Below are 24,810 nucleotides of genomic sequence, written 5' to 3' on the forward strand. Positions count from 1 at the left end.
TCAGGAGATGCCGAACTCTTTACCGAGCAGGTCGAACACCTCGTCGTCCGTCGCGGCGTCGAGGTCGTCGGATGCCTGCCCGGGTGCGTCGGCACGACTGTCGCGCCACGCGGCGAGCAGCGCCGACAGACGGGCGCCGACCTGGTCGGCCTCGTCGTCGCCGGGCTTGACCGAGGCGAGGCTCGCCTCGATGCGGTTCAACTCGGCCAGCAGCGGCGCCACCCCGCCGGGCTCGTCGACGACGAGCTCGTCCGCGAGGTAGCCGACCAGGTCGAGCGGGGTCGGGTAGTCGAAAATCAAGGTGGCGGGCAGCCGCAGCCCGGTGCCGGTGTTAAGCCGGTTGCGCAGGTCGACGGCGGTCAGCGAGTCGAAGCCCAGCTCGGTGAACGCGCGCCGCTCGTCGACCTCCTCGGGACCGGAGAACGCCAGCACCGCCGCGACCTGTGTGCACACCAGGTCCACCAGCGCGGACGGCCGCTCGGCCGGGGGCAGCGCCGCCAACCGGTCCCGAAGCGCGGCGGCGGGGTCGCCCCCGGTCTCCGCCGCCCTGCGGGTCGTCGTCCGCACCAGACCGCTGAACACCGGTGGCACCACCGGGAGTTCCCGTACGGCCCGCAGGTCGAGCCGCATCGGTACGACGACCGGGTCCGCCCCGAGGGCCACCGCGTCGAACAGCTCGAGGCCCTCCTCCGGAGACAGGCCCACGGCCCCGGTCTCGGCCATTCGGGCGCCCATACCGTCCTCCCCGGCCCACAGGCCCCACGCCAGCGATGTCGCGGGCAGGCCCTGTACGTGCCGGTGTTGGGCGAGTGCGTCGAGGAAGGCGTTGGCCGCCGAGTAGTTGCCCTGACCGGGGTTGCCGAATGTGCCCGCGGCGGAGGAGAACAGTACGAACGCCGACAGGTCCAGCTCGCGGGTCAGTTCGTGCAGATTCCAGGCGGCGTCGACCTTGGGCCGGAACACGGTGTCGATCCGCTCCGGTGTCAGCGAGCCGATCACACCGTCGTCCAGCACACCCGCCACGTGCACAACGGCCGTTACGGGGTGCTCGGCCAGCAGGGCCGCCACCGCGTCGCGGTCCGCCACATCACAGGCCACCGTGGTGACCTCGGCGCCCAGGCCGGTCAGCTCCTCGTGCAGTGCGCCGACGTGGCCGCGGCGGCTCGCCAGAACCAGTCGCCGCACCCCGTGCCGTACCACCAGGTGGCGTGCCACCAGCCCGCCGAGCATGCCGCTGGCACCGGTCACCAGCACCGGACCGGCACCGAAGCCCGGCCCCTCCGCCTCCGCGGGACGGGCCCGCACCAGACGCGGCGCCAGCAGTTCACCGGACCGCACGGCCAGCTCGGGTTCCGAGCTTCCGACGGCCGGCTTCCAGCCGTCCTCGTCGTCGACGTCCACCAGTATGAAGCGGTCGGGGTTCTCGGACTGTGCGGTTCGCATCAGGCCCCATACCGCGGCTGATGCCAGGTCCGGTACGTCGTCCTCGGAGCCGATTGCCACGGCGCCGCGGGTCACCAGGACCAGGCGTGATGCCGCGCAGCGGTCGTCGGACAGCCAGCCCTGGACCAGTTCCAGGGCGGTGTGGACCTGGTGGCGTACCGCGTCCACGTCGTGTGGCTCGGTGTACCGGACGACGACGTTGTCCGGGAGTGTTTCCCCCGCGTCCAGGGCGGACCGCATCGTGGCCCAGTCCGTGAACTCCGCCGCCGAACCGCCGTTTCCGGCCGATGCCGGGGCGGGCATCCAGTCCAGGCGGAACAGTGATTCCCAGGCCTGTCGCGACAGTGTCGTGGACACCGGGCGCAGCACCAGCGAGTCGATCGTGGCCACCGGAGCACCGGAGCCGTCCGCGACCGTCAAGGACACGCCGTCCGTACCCGCGGGTGCCAACCGCACCCGCAGCACCGTCGCACCGGAGGCGTGCAGCTGCGCACCCGACCATGCGAACGGCAGCCTGCCGGGAGCACCGGCCTCGCCCATCAGCCCGATGGTGTGCAGGGTCGCGTCCAGCAGCGCCGGATGCAGGCCAAAGCTCCCTGCTTCCGCACCTTCCGGCAGGGCGACCTCGGCGAACATCTCCTCGCCCTTGCGCCAGGCCGACCGCAGCCCCTGGAACACCGGCCCGTAGGCGAAACCGCCATCGGCCATACCGTCGTAGAACCCATCCAGGTCCACGGCCTCGGCCCCGGCAGGCGGCCAGACACCGAGCTCAACCGGCGGCGTATCGACACCATCGGCCAGCACACCACTGGCGTGGCGAACCCATACATCGCCGTTGTCGTCCTGTGCATGCACCGTCACCGGGCGCCGACCGGACTCCTCCGGTGCACCGACCCGCACCTGCACCGACACACCGCCACGCTCGGGCACCACCAACGGTGCCTCCAGCGTCAGCTCCTCCACCGAGGCACACCCGACCTGGTCACCCGCACGGATCGCCAACTCGAGGAACGCCGTACCCGGCAGCAGCGCCGAACCCATGATCTCGTGCTCGGCCAGCCACGGGTGTGTCCGCAGTGACAGCCTGCCCGTGAACAGGACAGTGTCCTCGTCCGCGAGCGTGACCGCGGCGCCCAGCAGCGGGTGGTCGGCGGAACCGAGCCCGAGCCCGGTCGCGTCGGTGGCGGGCCGCACACTCGTGTCGGGCCAGAACCGCTGGTACTGGAAGGCGTAGGTCGGCAGGTCAATGCCGTAGCCGCGGCCCGTGAAGTAGGCGGCCCAGTCGACGTGCACACCTCGCACATGCAGCTCGGCGAGCGCGGTCATGACGGCGCCGACCTCCGGCCGGTCGCCGCGCAGCACGGGGACGCAAGCCGCGTCCGGCAGGGACTCCTGCCCGAGCGCCGACAGCACGCCACCGGGGCCGATCTCGACGAGGACGTCCGCGCCCATCTCGACCACGGCGTCGGCGAACCGCACCGACTCCCGCACATGGCGCACCCAGTACTCCGGCGACGCCAACTCGTCGGCGGTTGCCCGCGCACCGGTCAGCGTGGACACGATCGGGACCGTGGGTGCCTGGTAGGACACGCCTTCCAGCACCCGGCGGAACTCGTCGAGCATCGGGTCCATCAGCGGCGAGTGGAACGCGTGGCTGACCCGGAGCCGGGTCACCTTCCGACCCGCCGCACGCCACCGCTCGGCAACGGTCTCGGCATCGGCGGCGACACCGGAGACGACGACTGACGTCGGCCCGTTGACCGCCGCGATTCCCACGGTGTCCGGCAACGCGGACGCGACCTCGGTCTCGGTCGCCTGGATGGCCACCATCGCGCCACCCGAGGGCAGTGCCTGCATCAACCCGGCGCGTGCCGACACCACCTTGGCGGCATCTGCGAGCGACCAGATACCGGCCACGTGGGCGGCGGCCAGCTCGCCGATCGAATGCCCGGCCAGCATGTCGGGCCGGACGCCCCAGGACTCCAGCAGGCGGAAGAGCGCCACCTCGATCGCGAACAGCGCCGGCTGTGTCACCCCGGTCTCGTTCAGTGCATCGGCGTCCTCACCGAACAGCACCTCACGCACCTGCGGGTCGAACGCGCCCAGCACCTCGTCCAACGCCTCGGCGAACACCGGGAAGCGCTTGGACAACTCACGGCCCATGCCCAGCCGCTGCGACCCCTGACCCGAGAACAGGAAACCGACCCGGTGCTCGTCGGCGACACCACGGATGGCTCCGCCACCCGGCCGCCCTTCGACGGCGTCGGTCAGCCCGGCCACCAGCTCGGCCACGTCGTGGCCGACGACGGCGAGTCGGTGCTCGAAACCGGCCCGCGAGGTCGCGAGCGCGCGGGCGACATCCGCCGGGTCGAGGTCAGGCCGCCCGGTCAGGTAGTCGCGCAGCCGCACCGCCTGGTCGCGCAAGGCGCTCTCGGTGCGGCCGGACACCAGCCACGGACCGTGCGGCGCCTCGGGGGCCTGCGGCGCGTCGACGTCCGACGCGGACTCGACGTCCGACGGGGACTCGACGATGACGTGCGCGTTGGTGCCGCTGAAGCCGAAGGACGACACACCCGCCCGCCGGGGCCGGTCCGCCTGAGGCCACGGCCGTGCCTCGGTCAGCAGCTCCACGGCGCCCGCGGACCAGTCGATGTTCGGCGAGGGCTCGCCGATGTGCAGCGTCTTCGGCAGCACACCGTGCCGCAGCGCCATCACCATCTTGATGACGCCACCCACACCCGCGGCGGCCTGGGTGTGGCCGATGTTGGACTTCAGCGAGCCCAGCCACAGCGGCTCACCCGCCCGCTCCCGCCCGTAGGTGGCGAGCAGCGCCTGTGCCTCGATCGGGTCGCCGAGCGTGGTACCGGTGCCGTGTGCCTCGACCACGTCCACATCGGACGGAGCCAGGTCCGCGTTGGCCAACGCCTGCCGGATGACCCGCTGTTGCGACGGGCCGTTCGGGGCAGTCAGCCCGTTCGACGCACCGTCCTGGTTCACCGCGGAACCACGGATCACCGCGAGCACCGGGTGTCCGTTGCGCTGAGCGTCCGAGAGCCGTTCCAGTACGAGCATCCCGACGCCCTCGCCCCAGCCGGTCCCGTTGGCATCGGCGGAGAACGAGCGGCACCGGCCGTCCGGCGACAGGCCCTGCTGACGGCTGAAGTCGATGAACGCGGCAGGCGTCGCCATGACGGTGGCGCCACCGGCGAGCGCGAGCGTGCACTCACCGGATCGCAGCGCCTGCGCCGCCAGGTGCAGCGCGACGAGCGACGACGAGCACGCCGTGTCCACGGTCATCGCGGGGCCTTCAAGACCGAACGTGTAGGACAGCCGGCCGGACGCGACACTGCCCGCGTTGCCCGTGCCGAGGTAGCCCTCGACGTTCTTCGGCACACCGTGCAGCTGGGCGGCGTAGTCGTGGTACATCACGCCCGCGAACACGCCGGTCGCGCTGCCCCGCACCGACTTGGGGTCGATGCCCGCCCGCTCGAACGCCTCCCAGGAGGTCTCCAGCAGCAGTCGCTGCTGCGGGTCCATGGCCAGTGCCTCGCGGGGCGAGATGCCGAAGAACGCCGGGTCGAACTGGTCGGCGTCATGCAGGAAGCCGCCCTCGCGGGTGTAGGAGCTGCCCATCCGTTCGCCCGACGGGTCGTAGAGCGCCTCCACGTCCCACCCACGCTCGGTCGGGAACGGTGTGATGCCCTCGGCGCCGTCGACGACCAGCCGCCACAGGTCCTCCGGCGAGCGGACACCACCGGGGTAGCGGCAGCTCATGCCGACGATCGCGATCGGCTCTTCGGTCACGGCCACGGCCACGCCGGTGGGCGCCGCGACGACGGGCTCACCCGCGAACTCGGTGCCGACGAACGTGGCGAGCGCCGTGGGGGTCGGGTAGTCGAAGACCAGCGTGGCGGGCAGACGCAGCCCCGTGGCCATGTTGAGCCGGTTGCGCAGGTCGACGGCGGTCAGCGAGTCGAAGCCCAGCTCGGTGAACGCCTGGCCGGACGCGACCGCCTCCGGCCCGGCGTGGCCGAGCACCACGGCGGCCTGGGTGCGGACGAGCTCCAGCAGCACCCGGTCGCGCTCGTCCTCGGCCAGCGACGCCAGCCGGTTGCGGAGCGCCCCGGCCGGGTCGGCCCCGCTCTCCGCGGCCCTGCGGCTCGTCGTCCGCACCAGGCCGCTCAACACCGGAGGCACCAGCGGGAGTTCACGCACGGCCCGCAGGTCGAGCCGCATCGGTACGACGACCGGATCGGTCCCGGAGACCGCGGCGTCGAAGAGCGCGACACCCTCCTCCGAGGACAGACCGTTCGCGTCGGACTGTGCCACCCGAGCGCCCATGCCGTCGGCCCACAGGCCCCACGCCAGCGACGCGGCGGGCAGCCCCTGGGCGCGCCTGCGGTGGGCCAGGCCGTCGAGGAACGCGTTGGCCGCCGAATAGTTGCCCTGGCCGGGCGCGCCGAGCGTGCCCGCCACCGAGGAGAACAGTACGAACGCCGACAGGTCCAGGTCGCGGGTCAGCTCATGCAGATGCCACGCCGCGTCGACCTTCGGCCGGAACACGGTGTCGACCTGCTCCGAGGTCAGCGAGCCGATCGTGCCGTCGTCCAGCACACCGGCGGTGTGCACGACGGCGGTCACGGGGTGCTCGGCCAACAGCGCGGCCACCGCGTCCCGGTCCGCGACGTCGCAGGCCGCCACGGTGACCTCGGCGCCCTGCGCGGTCAGCTCCGCGCGCAACTCCTCGGCACCCTCGGCGTTCGGCCCGCGCCTGCTGACCAGCACCAGCCGTCCGACCCCGTGGCTGCCGACGAGGTGCCGGGCGACCAGACCGCCCAGCGCACCCGACGCACCCGTCACCAGCACCGAACTGTCCGGCCCGAACGCCGGGTCGGTCCCGGCCTCCGGCCGCACTCGCGCCAGGCGGGCGACGAACACCCGCCCGTCCCGCACGACGACCTGGGGTTCCCCGGTCGTCAGGGCGGACCTCCAGCCGTCCTCGTCGTCGACGTCCACCAGTATGAAGCGGTCGGGGTTCTCGGACTGTGCGGTTCGCATCAGGCCCCATACCGCGGCTGATGCCAGGTCCGGTACGTCGTCCTCGGAGCCGATTGCCACGGCGCCGCGGGTCACCAGGACCAGGCGTGATGCCGCGCAGCGGTCGTCGGACAGCCAGCCCTGGACCAGTTCCAGGGCGGTGTGGACCTGGTGGCGTACCGCGTCCACGTCGTGTGGCTCGGTGTACCGGACGACGACGTTGTCCGGGAGTGTTTCCCCCGCGTCCAGGGCGGACCGCATCGTGGCCCAGTCCGTGAACTCCGCCGCCGAACCGCCGTTTCCGGCCGATGCCGGGGCGGGCATCCAGTCCAGGCGGAACAGTGATTCCCAGGCCTGTCGCGACAGTGTCGTGGACACCGGGCGCAGCACCAGCGAGTCGATCGTGGCCACCGGAGCACCGGAGCCGTCCGCGACCGTCAAGGACACGCCGTCCGTACCCGCGGGTGCCAACCGCACCCGCAGCACCGTCGCACCGGAGGCGTGCAGCTGCGCACCCGACCATGCGAACGGCAGCCTGCCGGGAGCACCGGCCTCGCCCATCAGCCCGATGGTGTGCAGGGTCGCGTCCAGCAGCGCCGGATGCAGGCCAAAGCTCCCTGCTTCCGCACCTTCCGGCAGGGCGACCTCGGCGAACATCTCCTCGCCCTTGCGCCAGGCCGACCGCAGCCCCTGGAACACCGGCCCGTAGGCGAAACCGCCATCGGCCATACCGTCGTAGAACCCATCCAGGTCCACGGCCTCGGCCCCGGCAGGCGGCCAGACACCGAGCTCAACCGGCGGCGTATCAGCACCATCGGCCAGCACACCACTGGCGTGCCGGACCCATACATCGCTGTCGTCACCGCGTGCATGCACCATCACCGGGCGACGGCCCGACTCGTCCGGCACACCCACCCCGACCTGTACCCGCACACCGCCACGTTCGGGCACCACCAACGGTGCCTCCAGCGTCAGCTCCTCCACCGAGGCACACCCGACCTGGTCACCCGCACGGATCGCCAACTCGAGGAACGCCGTACCCGGCAGCAGCACCTCACCCATGACCTCGTGATCGGCCAGCCACGGGTGGGACTCCACCGACAACCGGCCCGTGAAGAGCTGCCCGTCCGAGTCGGGGGTATCGACGATCGCGCCCAGCAGCGGGTGGTCGGCCGAGCCGAGCCCCGCGGCGTTCAGGTCGCCTGCCCCCACCCCGGCGTCCAGCCAGTAGCGCTGCCGCTGGAACGCGTAGGTGGGCAGGTCCACACGCCGTGCGCCACGACCGGTGAAGAAGGCTTCCCAGTCCAGCCGCACGCCCTGTGTGCACAGCTGTGCCACCGCGGATATCAGCGCGGACTCCTCCGACTGATCGGCCCGCAGCACCGGTACGAATCCGGCGTCCGGCGCGGACTCCTGGCCGAGTGCCGACAGCGTTCCGCCCGGCCCGACCTCGACAAACGTGGCGATGCCCTCGTCCCGCAATGTGCTCATGGCATCGGCGAACCGCACCGACTCCCGCACATGGCGCACCCAGTACTCCGGCGACGCCAACTCGTCGGCGGTTGCCCGCGCACCGGTCAGCGTGGACACGATCGGGACCGTGGGTGCCTGGTAGGACACGCCTTCCAGCACCCGGCGGAACTCGTCGAGCATCGGGTCCATCAGCGGCGAGTGGAACGCGTGGCTGACCCGGAGCCGGGTCACCTTCCGACCCGCCGCACGCCACCGCTCGGCAATGGTCTCGACATCGGCGGTGACACCGGAGACGACCACCGAGTTCGGGCCGTTGACCGCGGCAACGCCGACGGTCTCCGGCAGGTCCGATGCGACCTCGGCCTCGGTTGCCTGGATGGCCACCATCGCGCCACCCGAGGGCAGTGCCTGCATCAACCCGGCGCGTGCCGACACCACCTTGGCGGCATCTGCGAGCGACCAGATACCGGCCACGTGGGCGGCGGCCAGCTCGCCGATCGAATGCCCGGCCAGCATGTCGGGCCGGACGCCCCAGGACTCCAGCAGGCGGAAGAGCGCCACCTCGATCGCGAACAGCGCCGGCTGTGTCACCCCGGTCTCGTTCAGTGCATCGGCGTCCTCACCGAACAGCACCGCACGCACCTGCGGATCAAACTGGCCCAGCGCCTCGTCCAACGCCTCGGCGAAGACCGGGAACCGCTCGGACAACTCACGGCCCATGCCCAGCCGCTGCGACCCCTGACCCGAGAACAGGAAACCCACACCACCCACGGCGGGGGACCCTGCGACCAAGCCGGGGAGCGGCTGTCCCTGAGCCAGAGCGGTGAGCCCCTCCAGCAGCGCCGTGCGCTCGTCACCCATGACAACTGCCCTGTGGTCAAAGGCCGATCGCGTTGTCACCAGCGAGTAGGCGACGTCCTGTACGCCGATCTCCGGCTCACCCGCGAGACGCTCCCGCAGCCTGATCGCCTGCTCGCGCAGCGCCTCCGCGGTCCTGCCCGACAGCACCCACGGCACGACACCGTCGACCGGGGCCGGAACATGGTCCTCGCTCGGCACGTGCTCGACGATGGTGTGTGCGTTCGTTCCGCTCACGCCGAACGACGACACACCGGCCCGCCGCAGACGACCGGTCTCCGGCCACTGCCGGGCCTCGGTCAGCAGCTCCACCTCACCCGCGGACCAGTCCACGTTCGACGAGGGCTCGCCGACGTGCAGGGTCGGCGGTAGCACACCGTGCCGCATCGCCATCACCATCTTGATCACACCAGCGACACCGGCCGCGGCCTGGGTGTGGCCGAGGTTCGACTTGATGGAGCCGAGCCACAGCGGCTCACCGGTGCGGTCCTGGCCGTAGGTGGCCAGCAGTGCCTGCGCCTCGATCGGGTCGCCGAGCGTGGTGCCGGTGCCGTGTGCCTCGACCGCGTCCACATCGGACGACGCCAGCCCGGCGCTCGCCAACGCCTGGCGGATCACCCGCTGTTGCGACGGACCGTTCGGCGCGGTGAGACCGTTGGACGCACCGTCCTGGTTCACCGCGGAACCACGGATCACCGCCAGGACCGGGTGTCCGTTGCGGCGGGCGTCCGACAGCCGCTCCACCAGCAGCATGCCGACGCCCTCACCCCAGCCGGTGCCGTCGGCGCTGTCGGAGAACGACTTGCACCGACCGTCGGAGGACAGACCGCGCTGACGGCTGAAGTCGACGAACGTGCTGGGGGTCGCCATCACGGCGACACCACCGGCCAACGCCATCGTGCACTCGCCCTGGCGCAGCGCCTGGCACGCCCAGTGCAGGGCGACCAGCGACGAGGAGCACGCGGTGTCGACGGTGACGGCGGGACCTTCAAGACCAGCGTGTAGGGACAGCCGACCGGACGATGACACTGCCGGATTGCCGGTGCCGAGGTACCCTTCCACGCTCCTCCGCGCGGCCACGCAGCCGCGCCCGTAGTCCTGGTACGTTGGTGCCGACGAAGACACCGATCGCACTGCCGCGCACCGACTCCGGCGCGATACCGGCCCGCTCGAACGCCTCCCAGGAGGTCTCCAGCAGCAGTCGCTGCTGCGGGTCCATCGCCAGCGCCTCACGCGGTGAGATGCCGAAGAACGCGGGGTCGAACTGGTCGGCGTCGTGCAGGAAGCCGCCCTCGCGGGTGTACGAGGTACCCGTGTGGTCGGGGTCCTCGTTGTACAGCGCGTCCATGTCCCAGCCGCGGTTGGTGGGGAACTCGCTGATGGCGTCGACACCGTCCAGGACCAGTCGCCACAGGTCCTCGGGTGAGTTCACCCCGCCGGGATAGCGGCAGCTCATGCCGACGATCGCGATCGGCTCGTCGGTCACGGCCACGGCCGTGCGGGTGGGCGCCGCGACGACGGGAGCACCCGCGAACTCGGCACCGATGAACTCGGCGAGCGCGGCGGGGCTCGGGTGGTCGAAGACCAGGGTGGCGGGCAGGCGCAGTTCGGTGGCCGCGTTGAGGTGGTTGCGCAGCTCGACGGAGCTGAGCGAGTCGAAGCCCAGGTCCCTGAACGCACGGTCGGGTGCGATGGCATGCGCCGAGCTGTGGCCGAGCACCACAGCGGCATGGGTACGGACAAGGTCGAGCAGTGCCTTCTCCCGCTCGGCCTCGGTCATGCCCGCCAGCGACTGCGCCAGTGCGGACCTGGTGGCGGCGGGATCGACGGTCCTGCGCGCCGTGCCACGCACCAGACCACGCAGGAAGTGCGGCACAGGGTGGGAACGCGCCTGCCGTTGCAACACGGTCAGGTCGAGGGGCACCGGTGCCAGCAGTGCGCGTCCTGTGGAGCCTGCCGCGTCGAACAGCGCCAGGCCCTCGGCCGCGCCGATCGGGACCGCGCCGCCGCTGGTGATCCGCCGTACGTCGGTCTCGTCGAGGCTGCCTGCCATGCCGTCGGCCGTGGCCCACAGGCCCCATGCCAGGGAGGTGGCGGGCAGACCGGCAGCGCAACGGTGCTGCGCGAGTGCGTCCAGGAAGGTGTTGGCTGCCGCGTAGTTGCCCTGGCCGGCGCCGCCGAACACACCGGCGGCGGACGAGAACAGCACGAACGCCGACAGGTCGTGGGTGAGCTCGTGCAGGTTCCAGGCCGCGTCGACCTTCGGGCGGAACACATCGTCGATCCGGTCCGGGGTCAGCGAGCCGATGGTGGCGTCGTCCAGCACACCCGCGGTGTGCACCACGGCGGAGACCTGGTGCTCGGCCAACAGCGCCGCTACCGCATCCCGGTCGGCCACATCACACGCCGCGAACGTCACCTCGGCGCCCTGCGCGGTGAGTTCGTCGCGCAGTTCCTCGGCGCCCTTGGCCGCGGCGCCGCGCCTGCTCACCAGCAGCAGGCTCCGTACGCCCCGTTCCGTGACCAGGTGTCGGGCGACGAGGCCGCCCAATGTGCCTGTCGCGCCGGTGATCAGCACCGCACCCGAACCGAAGCCGGGGTCGTCCACCACCGACTGCTTGACCCTGGCCAGACGCGGCGCACTGGCGACGCCGGAGCGGAGCGCCAACTGCGGTTCTCCAGTGGCCAGCGCGGAAGGCAGCGCATCGAGCGAGGCCGCTTCGTCGTCGAGGTCGACCAGGACGATCCGGTCCGGGTTCTCCGACTGGGCGGACCGCACCAGGCCCCACACCGCCGCCTGCGCGATGTCCCGCACATCCTCGTCGGCCGTGGTGGCGATCGCACCCCTGGTCACGATGGCCAGTCGCGGGGCGTCGAACTGGTCGTCGGCAAGCCAGTTCTGGACCGTGGTCAGCGCCCAGTGCGCCGCTTCATGCGCACCGGAGACCGGATCAGAGGCGGAGGTGATCGGGCACGGCAGGATGACGAAGTCGGGCAGTTCCGCCGACCGCGTCAGGGCCTCCACGTCGGTCCACTCGGTTGTCGGGGCGTCGTCGTCAGACAGCGGCACCGACACCCAGTCGACACCGAACAGCGCATCGCCCCGATCGTCACCCGCGACCTGGTCCGGCGCGGCCGGTCGCAACACCAGCGAGTCGATCGTGGCCACCGGAGCACCGGAGCCGTCAGCAACCGCCAACGACACCCCGTCCGACCCTGTGGGCGTCAACCGCACCCGCAGCACCGTCGCGCCCGAGGCGTGCAACCGCACCCCCGACCATGCGAACGGCAGCTTGCCGGGAGCGTCGGCCTCGCCCATCAGCCCGATGGTGTGCAGCACCGCGTCCAGCAGGGCCGGGTGCAGTCCGAAGCCCTCCGCCTTCACCCCGTCCGGCAGGGCCACCTCGGCGAACATCTCGTCCCCGCTGCGCCAAGCCGACCGCAGCCCCTGGAACACCGGCCCGTAGCCGAAACCGCCATCGGCCATGCGGTCGTAGAACCCGTCCAGGCCCACGACCTCCGCGCCTGCGGGCGGCCATTCGACCAGGGAAGCTCCACCCCCGGAGGGCCCGCCTGCCCGCAGCACACCGGTGGCGTGCCGGGTCCAGGAACGACCGTCGTCGATGTCACCCGCGCTGGAGTGGAAGGTCAGCTCGCGCCTGCCGGAGGAGTCCTCGGCGCCGATCCACACCTGCACCCGCATCGCGCCGTTCTCCGGCAGGACGAGAGGTGCCTCAAGCGTCAACTCCTCCACCAGGTCACACCCGACCTGGTCACCCGCACGAATCGCCAGCTCAAGGAAGGCCGTACCGGGCAACAGCACCGAGCCCATGACCTCGTGATCGGCCAGCCACGGGTGGGTCTGGACCGACAACCGGCCGGTCAGGAGCACACCGTCCGTGCCACCGAGGGTGACAGCCGCGCCCAGCAGCGGGTGCTCGGCGGGACCGAGTCCGGCCGCCGAGACATCACCGATCAGCGGCAGTACCTCAGGCCAGTAGTGCTCGTGCTGGAACGCGTAGGTGGGCAGGTCCACCCTCCGGGCGCCAGGACCGGTGAAGAACGCTTCCCAGTCCACCCGGACGCCGCGCACATGCAACTGGCCCGCGGCCGTGGTGGCAGCCACGGCCTCCGGCCGATCGCCACGCAGCATCGGCACGAATCCGGCGTCGGGTGCGGACTCCTGCCCCAGCGCGGACAGTGTCCCGCCCGGCCCCACCTCGACAAACGTCGCTATGCCCTCGTCGACGAGCGTGCTCACGGCGTCGGCGAACCGCACCGACTCCCGCACATGCCGCACCCAGTACTCCGGCGAGGCGAGTTCTTCGGTGGTGGCCAACCGGCCCGTCAGCGTCGACACGATCGGGATAGCGGGTGCCTCGTAGGACACGCCTTCAAGGACCCGGCGGAACTCGTCGAGCATCGGGTCCATCAGCGGCGAGTGGAACGCGTGACTGACGCGGAGCCGGGTTACCTTCCGGCCCGCCTCACGCCACCGCTCGGAAACGGCCTCGACGTCAGCGGCGACACCGGAGATGACCACCGAGTTCGGCCCGTTGACCGCGGCAACACCGACGGTCTCCGGTAGGTCCGGCGCGACCTCGGCCTCGGTTGCCTGGATCGCGACCATCGCGCCGCCCTCGGGCAGTGCCTGCATCAGCGCACCGCGCGCCGACACCACCTTTGCGGCATCGGCCAGCGACCAGACACCGGCCACGTGGGCGGCGGCCAGTTCGCCGATCGAGTGGCCAGTCAGCACATCCGGCCGGACACCCCAGGATTTCAGCAGGCGGAACAGGGCCACCTCGACCGCGAACAGCGCGGGCTGTGTCACCCCGGTCTCGTTCAGAGCATCGGCGTCCTCGCCGAACAGCACCTCACGCACCGCCGGGTCGAATTCGCCCAGCACAGCGTCGAGCGCGTCGGCGAAGACCGGGAACTGGGCCGCCAGTTCACGCCCCATGCCGAGCCGCTGTGACCCCTGGCCCGAGAACAGGAAACCCATCCGGCCAGACTCGTCAGCAACTCCCGTTACCGCGGCACCGGTCGCCTGGCCTTCGGCCACAGCCGCCAAAGCCGCCAGGAACTCCGACCGGTCGGCGGCGACCACCACCGCACGGTGCTCCAGCACCGCCCGCGAAGACACCAGCGCACGGCCCACATCCGCCATGGCCAGCTCAGGGCTCGAGTCCACAAAGGACGTGAGCCGCGCGGCCTGCTCCCGCAACGCCTCGGGCCCCTTGGCCGACAGCACCCACGGCACCAGGCCGTCGTGCGCCGGCTCCGGGGTTTCCTCCTGCTCGACCGTGGGTGCCTGCTCGATGATGGTGTGCGCGTTCGTGCCGCTGAATCCGAACGACGACACACCGGCTCGCCACGGCCGGTCCACGGCAGGCCAGTCACGCTGGGCGGTGAGCAGTTCCACCGCGCCCGCGGACCAGTCCACGTGCGGGGAGGGCTCGTCCACGTGCAGGGTGCGCGGCAGCACACCGTGCCGCATGGCCAACACCATCTTGATCACACCGGCGACACCGGCCGCGGCCTGGGTGTGCCCGATGTTCGACTTGATCGAGCCGAGCCACAGCGGCTCACCACCGCGGTCCTGGCCGTAGGTGGCCAGCAGTGCCTGCGCCTCGATCGGGTCACCCAGCTTCGTACCGGTGCCGTGCGCCTCGACCACGTCCACATCGGACGGAGCGAGCTGCGCACTGGCGAGGGCCTGCCGGATCACCCGCTGCTGCGACGGGCCGTTCGGTGCCGTCAGGCCGTTGGACGCGCCGTCCTGGTTCACCGCCGAACCGCGGATCACCGCCAGCACGGGGTGGCCGTTGCGCTGGGCATCAGACAGCCGCTCCACGAACAGCATGCCAACGCCCTCACCCCAACCAGTGCCGTCAGCGGCGCCGGCGAACGCCTTGCACCGGCCGTCCACCGCCAGCCCACGCTGGCGGCTGAACTCGATGAACGAGCTCGGCGTCGACATCACCGTCACACCGCCGGCAAGTGCCAACTCACACTCGCCCTTGTGCAGCGCCTGCACTGCCAAGTGCAGGGCGACCAGCGACGACGAACACGCCGTGTCCACCGTGACGGCAGGGCCTTCAAGACCGAAGGTGTAGGAGAGCCGACCGGATGCCACGCTGGCCGCGTTGCCGGTCGCCGCATAGCCGCCCACATCCTCGGCAGCCGCACCCAGCACCCAGCCATAGTCCTGCATGTTCGATCCCACGAACACGCCGACGCGTTCACCGCGCAGTGACGCCGGGTCAACCCCAGCCCGCTCGAACGCCTCCCAGGAGGTCTCCAGCAGCAGCCGCTGCTGCGGGTCCATGGCCAGCGCTTCACGCGGTGAGATGCCGAAGAAGTCCGCGTCGAACCCGCTCACGTCCGACAGGAACGCGCCGGAACGCGAATATGAGGTCCCCACGCCATCCGGGTCGGGGTTGTACAGCGCTTCCAGATCCCAGCCACGATCGGTCGGGAATTGCGATACCGCGTCCTCGTCCGACAGCAGCACCTGCCACAGGTCCTCGGGGCTTGCCACGCCGCCGGGGTACCGGCATGCCATCGCCACGATCGCGATCGGCTCATCCGTCACACCAGAGACAGCCACAGGGGCAGTGGGGGAGGGGGCCACGTCCGCGCCGGAGAGTTCAATGCGCAGATAGGCGGCCAGTGCGGCGGCTGTCGGGTAGTCGAAGACCAGGGTGGCGGGAAGGGCGACACCGGTGGCTTCACTGAGCCGGGTGCGCAGTTCCATGGCCGTCAGCGAGTCGAAGCCCAACTCTCTGAAGGCGCGGGTCGCGGAGAACGCCTCACCGGACACATGACCGAGCACGGTGGCCGCTTCATAGCGGACCAAGTCGGTGAGCTGTCGCTCCTGCTCAGCCTCGTCCAAGCCGGCAAGCCGCTGTGCGAGAGCGGACGTGCTCTGCTCCGCCGGGGTGGCCTCGAACATGGCGCGGACCTCGGGCAGCTCGCCCAGCAGCGGGCTGGGCCGCTGTGCCATGAAGGTGCCTGCGAAGCGTTCCCAGTCGACATCGGCGACGACGATGTTCCCGTCGCCACGTTCCAGGGCGGTGGCCAGACCCACGATCGCGACGGCCGGGGCCATCGTCGGCAAGCCCCTGCGTCGCAAGTGCGTCGCCGCGTCCTGCCCGGCGTTCGCGACCATGCCGCCGTCGGCCCACGGACCCCATGCGACGGCGGTGGCGGGCAACCCAGCCGCCCTACGGTGCTCGGCCAGGGCGTCCAGGTAGGCGTTGGCGGCCGCGTACGCGCCCTGGCCACCACTGCCCCACACACCGGCGATCGACGAGAACAGGACGAACGCGTCCAACGGCGTTTCGCTCAGCAGGTCGTGCAGGTTCCTCGCACCGTCGACCTTGGCGGACAGCACATCGGCAAGTTCGCCCGCGTCGAGGTCGGCGAGTACGGCCGAGCGCTCGACACCGGCCGCGTGCACGACCGCGGTGAGTGACGGGACGCTCTCCAGCATCGCCGCGACGGACTCCCGGTCGGCCATGTCACAGGCGGCGAACGAGACGCGTGCGCCCAGCTCGACGAGCTCGGCCTTCAACTCCGCAGCGCCCGCGGCGGCCTGGCCGCGACGGCTCACCAGTACGACGTGCTCAGCGCCGCGTGCAGCCAGCCAGCGCGCCACATGGCCACCCAGGGCACCAAGGCCACCGGTCACCAGCACTGTCCCGCGCGGGGACCAGCCGTCCCCGGAGGAATCCGCACTCAACGGCGCGGGCAGCAGCCTGCGACCCAGAACCTCACCACCGCGCAGCGCAATTTGGTCCTCGCCGTTCGTTCCGGCAAGCACCGAGGCCAGCAGATCGCCGATCCTGTCGTCCTGCGTGTCGGGCAGGTCGACCAGGCCGCCCCAGCGGCCGGGGTGTTCCAGTGCGGCCACGCGGCCCAGACCCCACACCATCGACTGCTCGAACCCGGCAACCACGTCATCCGCGCCCGCCGAGACCGCACCCGATGTCACACACCACAACGGCGCCCGCACATCCGCATCACCGAGCGCACGCAGCAGACCAATCGTGGTCTCGGCGCCCGCGTCAGAGAGTCCCAGCAGCGAGACCACGCCACTCAGCGCGGGCAGTTCGGTCAGCTGCGCCGCCCAGCCGACGGCTTCCGGGTCCAGGTGCAGGACGTGCGCTTCCGCACCGTTCCGGGCCAGCGCGTCACGTACCCACTCGGCCCGGTCCTCACCGGTCGACGCGACAACCAGCCAGGCACCGTCCAGCGACTGCCCGGACCCGACAGTCACCGGCCGCCACTCGACCCGATACCGCCAACCATCCACAGCGGATCGACCCTGCTGCTCCCTGCGCCACGCAGACAACCGAGGCAACACCGTGCTCAGCGGATCGTCGGACGACACATCCAACGTACGGGCGAGATCAGCGATGTCGCCATCTTCGACGACCCCCCAGAATCGCGCCTCCACGGGCGACATCCGCTCAACGCCCAGATCAATGGACGGAGCGTCCAGCCAGTAGCGCTCGCGCTGGAACGCGTACGTGGGCAGATCCACTCGCCGCGCGCCAGGACCGGCGAAGAACGGCTCCCAGTCCACCCGGACGCCGCGCACATGCAACTGGCCCGCGGCCGTCGTGGCAGCCACGGCCTCCGGCCGATCGCCACGCAGCACGGGCACGAACCCGGCGTCGGGTGCGGACTGCTGCCCCATCGCCGACAGCGTCCCGCCCGGCCCCACCTCGACGAACGTCCCCACGCCCTCGTTCACGAGCGTGCTCACGGCGTCGGCGAACCGCACCGACTCCCGCACATGCCGGACCCAGTACTCCGACGAGGCAAGCTCCTCGGCGCTCGCTAACCGGCCCGTCAGCGTGGACACGATCGGAATCGCGGGTACGCCGAACGACACCTCTTCCACAACCTGGCGGAAGTCGTCCAGCATCGGGTCCATCAGCGGGGAATGGAACGCATGGCTGACGCGGAGCCGGGTCACCTTCCGGCCCGCCTCGCGCCACCGCTCCGCGACCGCCTCGACATCGGCGGCAACACCAGAGACGACCACCGACGACGGCCCGTTGACCGCCGCGATCCCCACGGTCTCCGGCAGTTCGGGCGAGACCTCGGCCTCGGTCGCCTGGATGGCCACCATGGCGCCACCCGAGGGCAGTGCCTGCATCAGCGCACCGCGCGCCGACACCACCTTTGCCGCATCGGCCAACGACCACACACCCGACACATGGGCAGCGGCAAGCTCGCCGATCGAGTGCCCGGCCAGCACATCCGGCCGGACACCCCAGGACTCCAGCAGGCGGAACAGCGCCACCTCGACAGCGAACAGCGCGGGCTGCGTCACCCCGGTCTCGTTCAGCGCATCGGCGTCCTCACCGAACAGCACCTCACGCACCGCCGGGTCGAACTCGCCAAGCACCGCATCCAACGCCTCGGCGAACACCGGGAACCGGGCCGCCAGCTCACGCCCCATACCCAGTCGCTGCGACCCCTGACCCGAGAACAGGAAACCCACCCGACCAGGCTCGTCGGCCACTCCCGTGACCGCGGCACCGGTCGCCTGGCCTTCGGCAACAGCCGCCAAAGCCGCCAGGAACTCCGATCGCTCAGTGGCGATCACCACCACACCGTGCTCCAGCACCGCCCGCGAAGACACCAGCGCACGGCCCACATCCGCCACGGCCAGCTCAGGACTCGAGTCCACAAAGGACATGAGCCGCGCGGCCTGCTCACGCAACGCCTCGGCGCTCCGGGCCGACAACACCCACGGCGCCAGGCCGTCGTGCACCGGCTCTGTGACTTCCTCCGGCTCCACCACGGGAGCGGCCTCGACAATCACGTGCGCGTTCGTCCCGCTCACACCGAACGACGACACACCGGCCCGCCATGGCTGACCGGTCTCCGGCCACGGCTGAGACTCCGTCAGCAGCTCCACCGCACCGGCGGACCAGTCCACGTGTGATGACGGCGCGTCCACGTGCAGGGTGGGCGGCAGCACACCGTGCCGCATCGCCATCACCATCTTGATCACACCGGCCACGCCCGCGGCCGCCTGCGTGTGCCCGATGTTCGACTTGATGGACCCCAGCCACAGCGGTCGGTCGGCAGGCCGGCCCTGACCGTAGGTGGCCACCAACGCCTGCGCCTCGATCGGGTCACCCAGCTTCGTACCGGTGCCGTGTGCCTCGACCGCGTCCACCTGCGCCGCGGAGAGTCGTGCACTCGCCAGCGCCTGACGGATCACCCGCCGCTGCGATGGACCGTTCGGCGCGGTCAAACCATTCGACGCACCATCCTGGTTCACCGCGGAACCCCGCACCACCGCCAGCACCTGGTGGCCGTTGCGCTGCGCGTCCGACAGCCGCTCCAACAGCAGCAGGCCGACGCCCTCACCCCAACCGGTGCCATCGGCGCCGTCGGCGAACGCCTTGCAGCGGCCGTCCACCGCCAGCCCACGCTGGCGGCTGAAGTCGATGAACACTCCCGGCGTCGACATCACCGTCACACCACCCGCGATGGCGAGCGGGCACTCACCGTGTCGCAGCGCGTGCACCGCGAGGTGCAGGGCGACCAGGGACGAAGAGCAGGCGGTGTCGATGGTCAGCGCGGGGCCTTCGAAGCCGAATGTGTAGGACACGCGGCCCGAGATGACGCTCGCGGCGTTGCCGGTGCCGAGGTAGCCCTCGTAACCGTCCGGTGCGCCGGTTGCTGCCAGGCGTGCCAAGTAGTCCTGGCCGTTGGTGCCGACGAACACGCCCGACCGGCTGCCCCGCAGCGTATGCGGGTCGATGCCCGCTCGCTCGAACACCTCCCACGACGTCTCCAGCAGCAGCCGCTGCTGCGGGTCCATCGCCGCGGCCTCACGTGGCGAGATCCCGAAGAAGGCGGGATCGAAGTCCGACACGTCGTGGATGAAGGCGCCTTCACGGGTGTAGCAGGTTCCCTGCCGGTCGGGGTCGTCGTCGAAGAGCGCTTCCAGGTCCCAACCCCGGTTGGTGGGGAACGCGGTGACGGCGTCCTCGCCGTCCCGCAGGAGCCGCCACAGGTCCTCCGGCGACCGCACGCCACCGGGGAACCGGCAGCTCATACCGACGATCGCGATCGGCTCGACCTCGCGCTCCTCGGCCTCGCGCAGCTTCCCGCGTGCCTCCTGCAGGTCCACGGAGGCCCGGCGGAGGTAGTCGAGGTACTTCTCCTCGTTGGACATGACTTCGGACCCTTCAGGTGTGTTCATCAGCTCAGGACCTACCGAGTTGTTCGTCGAGCAGCGCGAGCAGCTCGTCCGCCGACGCAGTACGCGCGTCCGTTCCGGACTCGGCGGGTTCCGTGTTGCGGGTGTGCGCTTCGTCCCACATGGACAGCAGCGCGCGGAGGCGGTTACTGACGGCGGCGCTCTGCTGGTCGTCCGGCGTCAGGAGGGACAGTGCGGACTCGAGGCGGTCCAGTTCGGCGTCGATGGTCGGCGCCCCGCCTCCCGGCAGTTCCTCGAGCATGTGCGCTGCGAGTGCGGAGGGGGTGGGGTGGTCGAAGACGAGCGTCGAGGACAGGCTCAGCCCGGTGGCCGAGTTGAGGACGTTGCGGAACTCGACCGCGGTGAGCGAGTCAAAGCCTAGCTCCTGGAACGCCTTGCCGGGTTCCACCAGCTTGGTGCCATCGTGACCGAGGACGGCGGCCGCAACGTCCCGCACCAGGTCCAGCACGGCGCGTTCGCGCTCCGGTCCGGACAGCGCGGCGAGCTTGGCCGCCAAGTCGTCCTGCATCCCGGCCGCGGCAGTGGCCTGGGGTCCGGCCGCGCCGGACAGTTCTTGCAACAGCGGGCTCGGCCGTACCGATGTGAAGGCCCGGACGAACACGTCCCAGTCCATGTCCGCCACCAGCGCCGTCGGGTCGCCATAGCGGACGGCCCGGTCCAGCGCGGCGATCGCCCGCTCGGGCGCTATCGGGGGCATGCCGCGGCGGCGCAGTTGGTCGCCGAGCGGCCCCTCGGCCATGCCGGCGCCCTCCCACGGCCCCCAAGCGACCGCGGTGGCGGGCAGGCCCGCCGCCACGCGCCGTTCCGCGAGCGCGTCCAGGAAGGTGTTGGCGGCCGCGTAGTTCCCCTGGGCCGTCCCGCCGATCGTGCCGGAGATCGAGGAGAACATCACGAACGCCGACAGCTCAAGCTCCCTGGTCAGCTCGTCCAGGTTGACCGCGGCGTCGACCTTCGGCCGCAGTACGGCGTCGAACCGCTCCGGGGTGAGCCCGGACAGCACGCCGTCGTCCAGGACGCCCGCCGCGTGCACCACCGCGGTGAGCGGGAACTCGGCGGGTATGGAGGCCAGCAGCTCCGCCAGCGCGTCCCGGTCGGCTACATCGCAGGCGGCGATCGTGACGCGGGCACCGAGCGCGGTCAGCTCCGTGCGCAGCTCCTCGGCGCCGTCGGCCTTCGGGCCGCGCCTGCTGGTCAGCAGCAGATGCTCGGCGCCCTTCGCGATCAACCACCTGGCGACGTGCCCGCCGAGCGCGCCGGTGCCACCGGTGACCAGCACCGTGCCGGTGGGGTTCCATTCTCCGAGGCGTCCCGAGGACGCCCGCACGAGCCTCCGGGCGAACACTCCGTTGGCGCGTAGCGCGACCTGGTCCTCTCCCTGCGTGCCGGACAGGATGCCCGCGAGACGGGCGCCGGTGCGCTCGTCCAGCGTGTCCGGCAGGTCGACGAGGCCACCCCAGCTATCGGGGTACTCCAGCCCGACGACTCGGCCGAGCCCCCACACCATCGCCTGGTCCGGTTTGGTGGGCGCGTCGGAGCCACCGATGGTGACCCCGCCCTGCGTCGCGCACCACAGCGGTGCGGCGAGGCCGGTGTCGCCGAGGGCCTGAACGAGGGCGAGGTTCGCCGCCAGACCACCGGACGGCAGCTCGGGGTCGAGCGCGAACAGCGACAGCACGCCCGCGACGGGTTCGTCGGTCGCCACCCGGGCCGTCAGTGAGTCACGGTCCACCGGCCCGCCGGTCCGTACCGGCAGCACCTGCGCGCCGTACCTGCTCAGCGCGGCGGCGACGGGTTCTTCACCGGCGCCGTCCCGGCTGACCACGAGCCAGGTACCCGAGAGCGCCGCGGTGGGCTCGTTCACCGGCCGCCAGGTGACGCGGTAGCGCATCTCGTCGACCGCCGAGTTCTCGGCCTGTTCCCGCCGCCACGACGAGAGCCGGGGCAGTACCGCGCCGATCGGGTCGTCGAGGGACACGGCCAGCTCGTCCGCCAGCTCACCGAGGTCGCCGTCCGCCACGGCCGCCCAGAACCGTGCGTCGACAGCCCCGGAGATATCGCCCGAGGGGGCCTCGGCCAGGGTCGGCCAGAACCTCTGGCGCCGGAAGGCGTAGGTGGGCAGGTCGATGTGTGTGCCACCGGCGGTCAGTTCGGTCCAGTCGACGGTGACACCGAGCACGTGCAGCCTGCCCGCCGCCGTTGTCAGTTCGAGTGTTTCGGACCGGTCGCCGCGCAGCGCGGGTACGAATTCGGCCTCGGGCGCGGTCTCCTGACCCAGCGCGGTGAGCACTCCGCCCGGCCCGACCTCCAGGAACACATCCGCACCCTGCTCGCGCAGTGTGCCGACGGCGTCGGCGAACCGCACCGACTCCCGCACATGGCGCACCCAGTACTCCGCCGAAGCCAATTCCTCCGCGGAGGCCGGCCTGCCCGTCAGTGTGGACACGATCGGGATGGTCGGCGCCTGGAAGTCCACACCTTCCAGCACGCGGCGGAAGTCCTCGAGCATCGGCTCCATGAGTGGTGAGTGGAACGCGTGGCTGACGCGCAGCCGGGTCACCTTCCGACCCGCCTCACGCCAGCGCTCGGCAAGGGCCTCGACATCGGCGGCGACGCCCGAGACGACCACCGACGTCGGGCCGTTCACCGCGGCGATGCCCACGGTGTCGGACAACTCCGGCAGGATCTCGGCCTCGGTCGCCTGGATCGCCACCATCGCGCCGCCCTCGGGCAGGGCCTGCATCAGGCGACCCCGCGCCGACACCACCGCGGCGGCGTCAGCCAGCGACCACACACCCGCCACATGGGCCGCGGCCAGCTCGCCGATCGAGTGACCCGCCAGCAGCTGGGGGCGGACACCCCACGACTCGAGCAGCCGGAACATTGCCACTTCGACCGCGAACAGCGCGGGCTGCGTCACCGCGGTCTCGTTCAGGGCATCGGCGTCCTCGCCGAACAGCACATCCAGCAGCGGCTGTTCGGAGTGGGCGTCGAGGTGGCCGCGGACCTCGTCGAGCGCGTCGGCGAACACCGGGAAGCGGCCGTACAGCTCGCGTCCCATGCCCAGCCGCTGCGCGCCCTGGCCGGAGAACATGAATGCCAGCCGGTGCCCCGCCGCGACACCGGAGACCAGCCCGCCCGCGGTCCGCCCCTCCGCGAGCGCCTTGAGTGATGTGAGCAGTCCTTCGCGGTCCTGCCCGATGACGACCGCCCGGTGGCCGAGGGCGGCTCGCGCCACCGCGAGAGTGGTGGTGGCGTCGAGCGGGTTCAGCTCCGGGTGCGCTACGAGGTGGGCGCGCAGCCGGTCGGCCTGCGCCCGCAGCGCGTCGTCGCCGCGCCCCGATACCAGCAGCGGCAGAACGGTCGTGTCCGGCACGGCCTTCGGCGCGGCGACCTTGGTGGCCGGCGCCTGTTCGAGGATGGCATGCGCGTTGGTGCCGCTGAACCCGAACGACGAGATGGCGAACCGGCGCGGCCGGTCGGTGTCCGGCCAGGGGCGGGCCTCGGTGAGGAGTTCGATGTCGCCCATCGACCAGTCGACCTGCGGGGTCGGCTCGGCAACATGCAGTGTCTTCGGCAGCACGCCGTGCCGCATCGCCATGACCATCTTGATGATGCCGCCGACACCGGCCGCGGCCTGGGTGTGGCCGATGTTGGACTTCAGCGACCCGAGCCACAGCGGCTGGTCGGCGGGGCGGTCCTGGCCGTAGGTGGCCAGCAGCGCCTGCGCCTCGATCGGGTCACCCAGCTTTGTGCCGGTGCCGTGCGCCTCCATGGCGTCCACATCGGATGACACCAGCCCGGCGCTCGCCAACGCCTGCCGGATGACCCGCTGTTGCGACGGGCCGTTCGGCGCGGTGAGACCGTTGGACGCGCCGTCCTGGTTCACCGCCGAGCCGCGGATCACCGCCAGCACTCGGTGCCCGTTCCGCCGGGCGTCGGACAACCGCTCCAGCACCAGCATCCCGGCGCCCTCGCCCCAGCCGGTGCCGTCCGCGTCCGACGAGAACGGCCTGCACCGTCCGTCGGCGGACAGACCGCGCTGGCGGCTGAAGTCCAGGAACGCGCCCGGCGTGGACATCACCGTCACGCCACCCGCGAGTGCGAGCGAGCACTCACCCGAGCGCAGCGCCTGCCCCGCGAGGTGCAGCGCCACCAGCGACGAGGAGCACGCGGTGTCGACCGTCACTGCGGGACCTTCGAGGCCGAACGTGTAGGACAGCCGACCGGACGTGACGCTCGCCGCGTTGCCCGTGCCGACGTACCCTTCGACGCTCTCCTCGCTCGCCGCAAGCAGCGTGGCGTAGTCCTGAATGCTGGTGCCGGCGAAGACGCCGATGTCGCGCCCCCGCGCCGAGTCCGGGTCGATACCGGCCCGTTCGAAGGCTTCCCAGGAGGTCTCCAGCAGCAGCCGGTGCTGCGGGTCCATGGCCAGCGCCTCGCGGGGCGAGATGCCGAAGAACGCCGGGTCGAACTGGTCGGCGTCGTGCAGGAAGCCGCCCTCGCGGGCGTAGGTGGTGCCCATGTGGTCGGGGTCGGGGTTGTAGAGCGCGTCGATGTCCCAGCCGCGGTTGGTGGGGAACTCGCTGATGGCGTCGACACCGTCCAGGACCAGTCGCCACAGGTCCTCGGGTGAGTTCACCCCGCCGGGGTAGCGGCAGCTCATGCCGATGATCGCGATCGGTTCGTCGGTCATGGCCACGGTGGTGCGGGTGGGCGCCGCGACGACGGGCGCGCCCGCGAGC

Annotated in this window: 3 protein-coding genes (1 of these 3 only partly in view); all 3 read right to left on the reverse strand. The window is 71.3% G+C overall.

The window, feature by feature from the left end:
• Tightly spaced (each overlapping or abutting the next), the 3 genes in view from AC4BEG_RS31730 to AC4BEG_RS31740 form a layout consistent with a single transcriptional unit that may run on beyond the window.
• On the reverse strand, positions 1 to 9,873 hold the full coding sequence (locus AC4BEG_RS31730) for an SDR family NAD(P)-dependent oxidoreductase (RefSeq protein WP_490703100.1): 9,873 nt from the start codon (positions 9,871 to 9,873) through the stop codon (positions 1 to 3).
• Positions 9,800 to 20,110, reverse strand: coding sequence for a type I polyketide synthase (locus AC4BEG_RS31735; RefSeq protein ID WP_490707270.1), 10,311 nt, complete (start codon positions 20,108 to 20,110; stop codon positions 9,800 to 9,802). The genes AC4BEG_RS31730 and AC4BEG_RS31735 overlap by 74 nt, the downstream gene beginning before the upstream one ends.
• A protein-coding gene (locus AC4BEG_RS31740; protein ID WP_490703101.1) for a type I polyketide synthase crosses the window boundary here: on the reverse strand, positions 20,055 to 24,810 show its 3' end. The gene runs 19,847 nt beyond the window's last position; the window shows 4,756 of its 24,603 coding nt (coding positions 19,848-24,603); its start codon lies beyond the right edge, outside the window; its stop codon occupies positions 20,055 to 20,057. The genes AC4BEG_RS31735 and AC4BEG_RS31740 overlap by 56 nt, the downstream gene beginning before the upstream one ends.

The sequence above is a fragment of the Streptomyces sp. JLBJ103 genome (assembly GCF_058215575.1).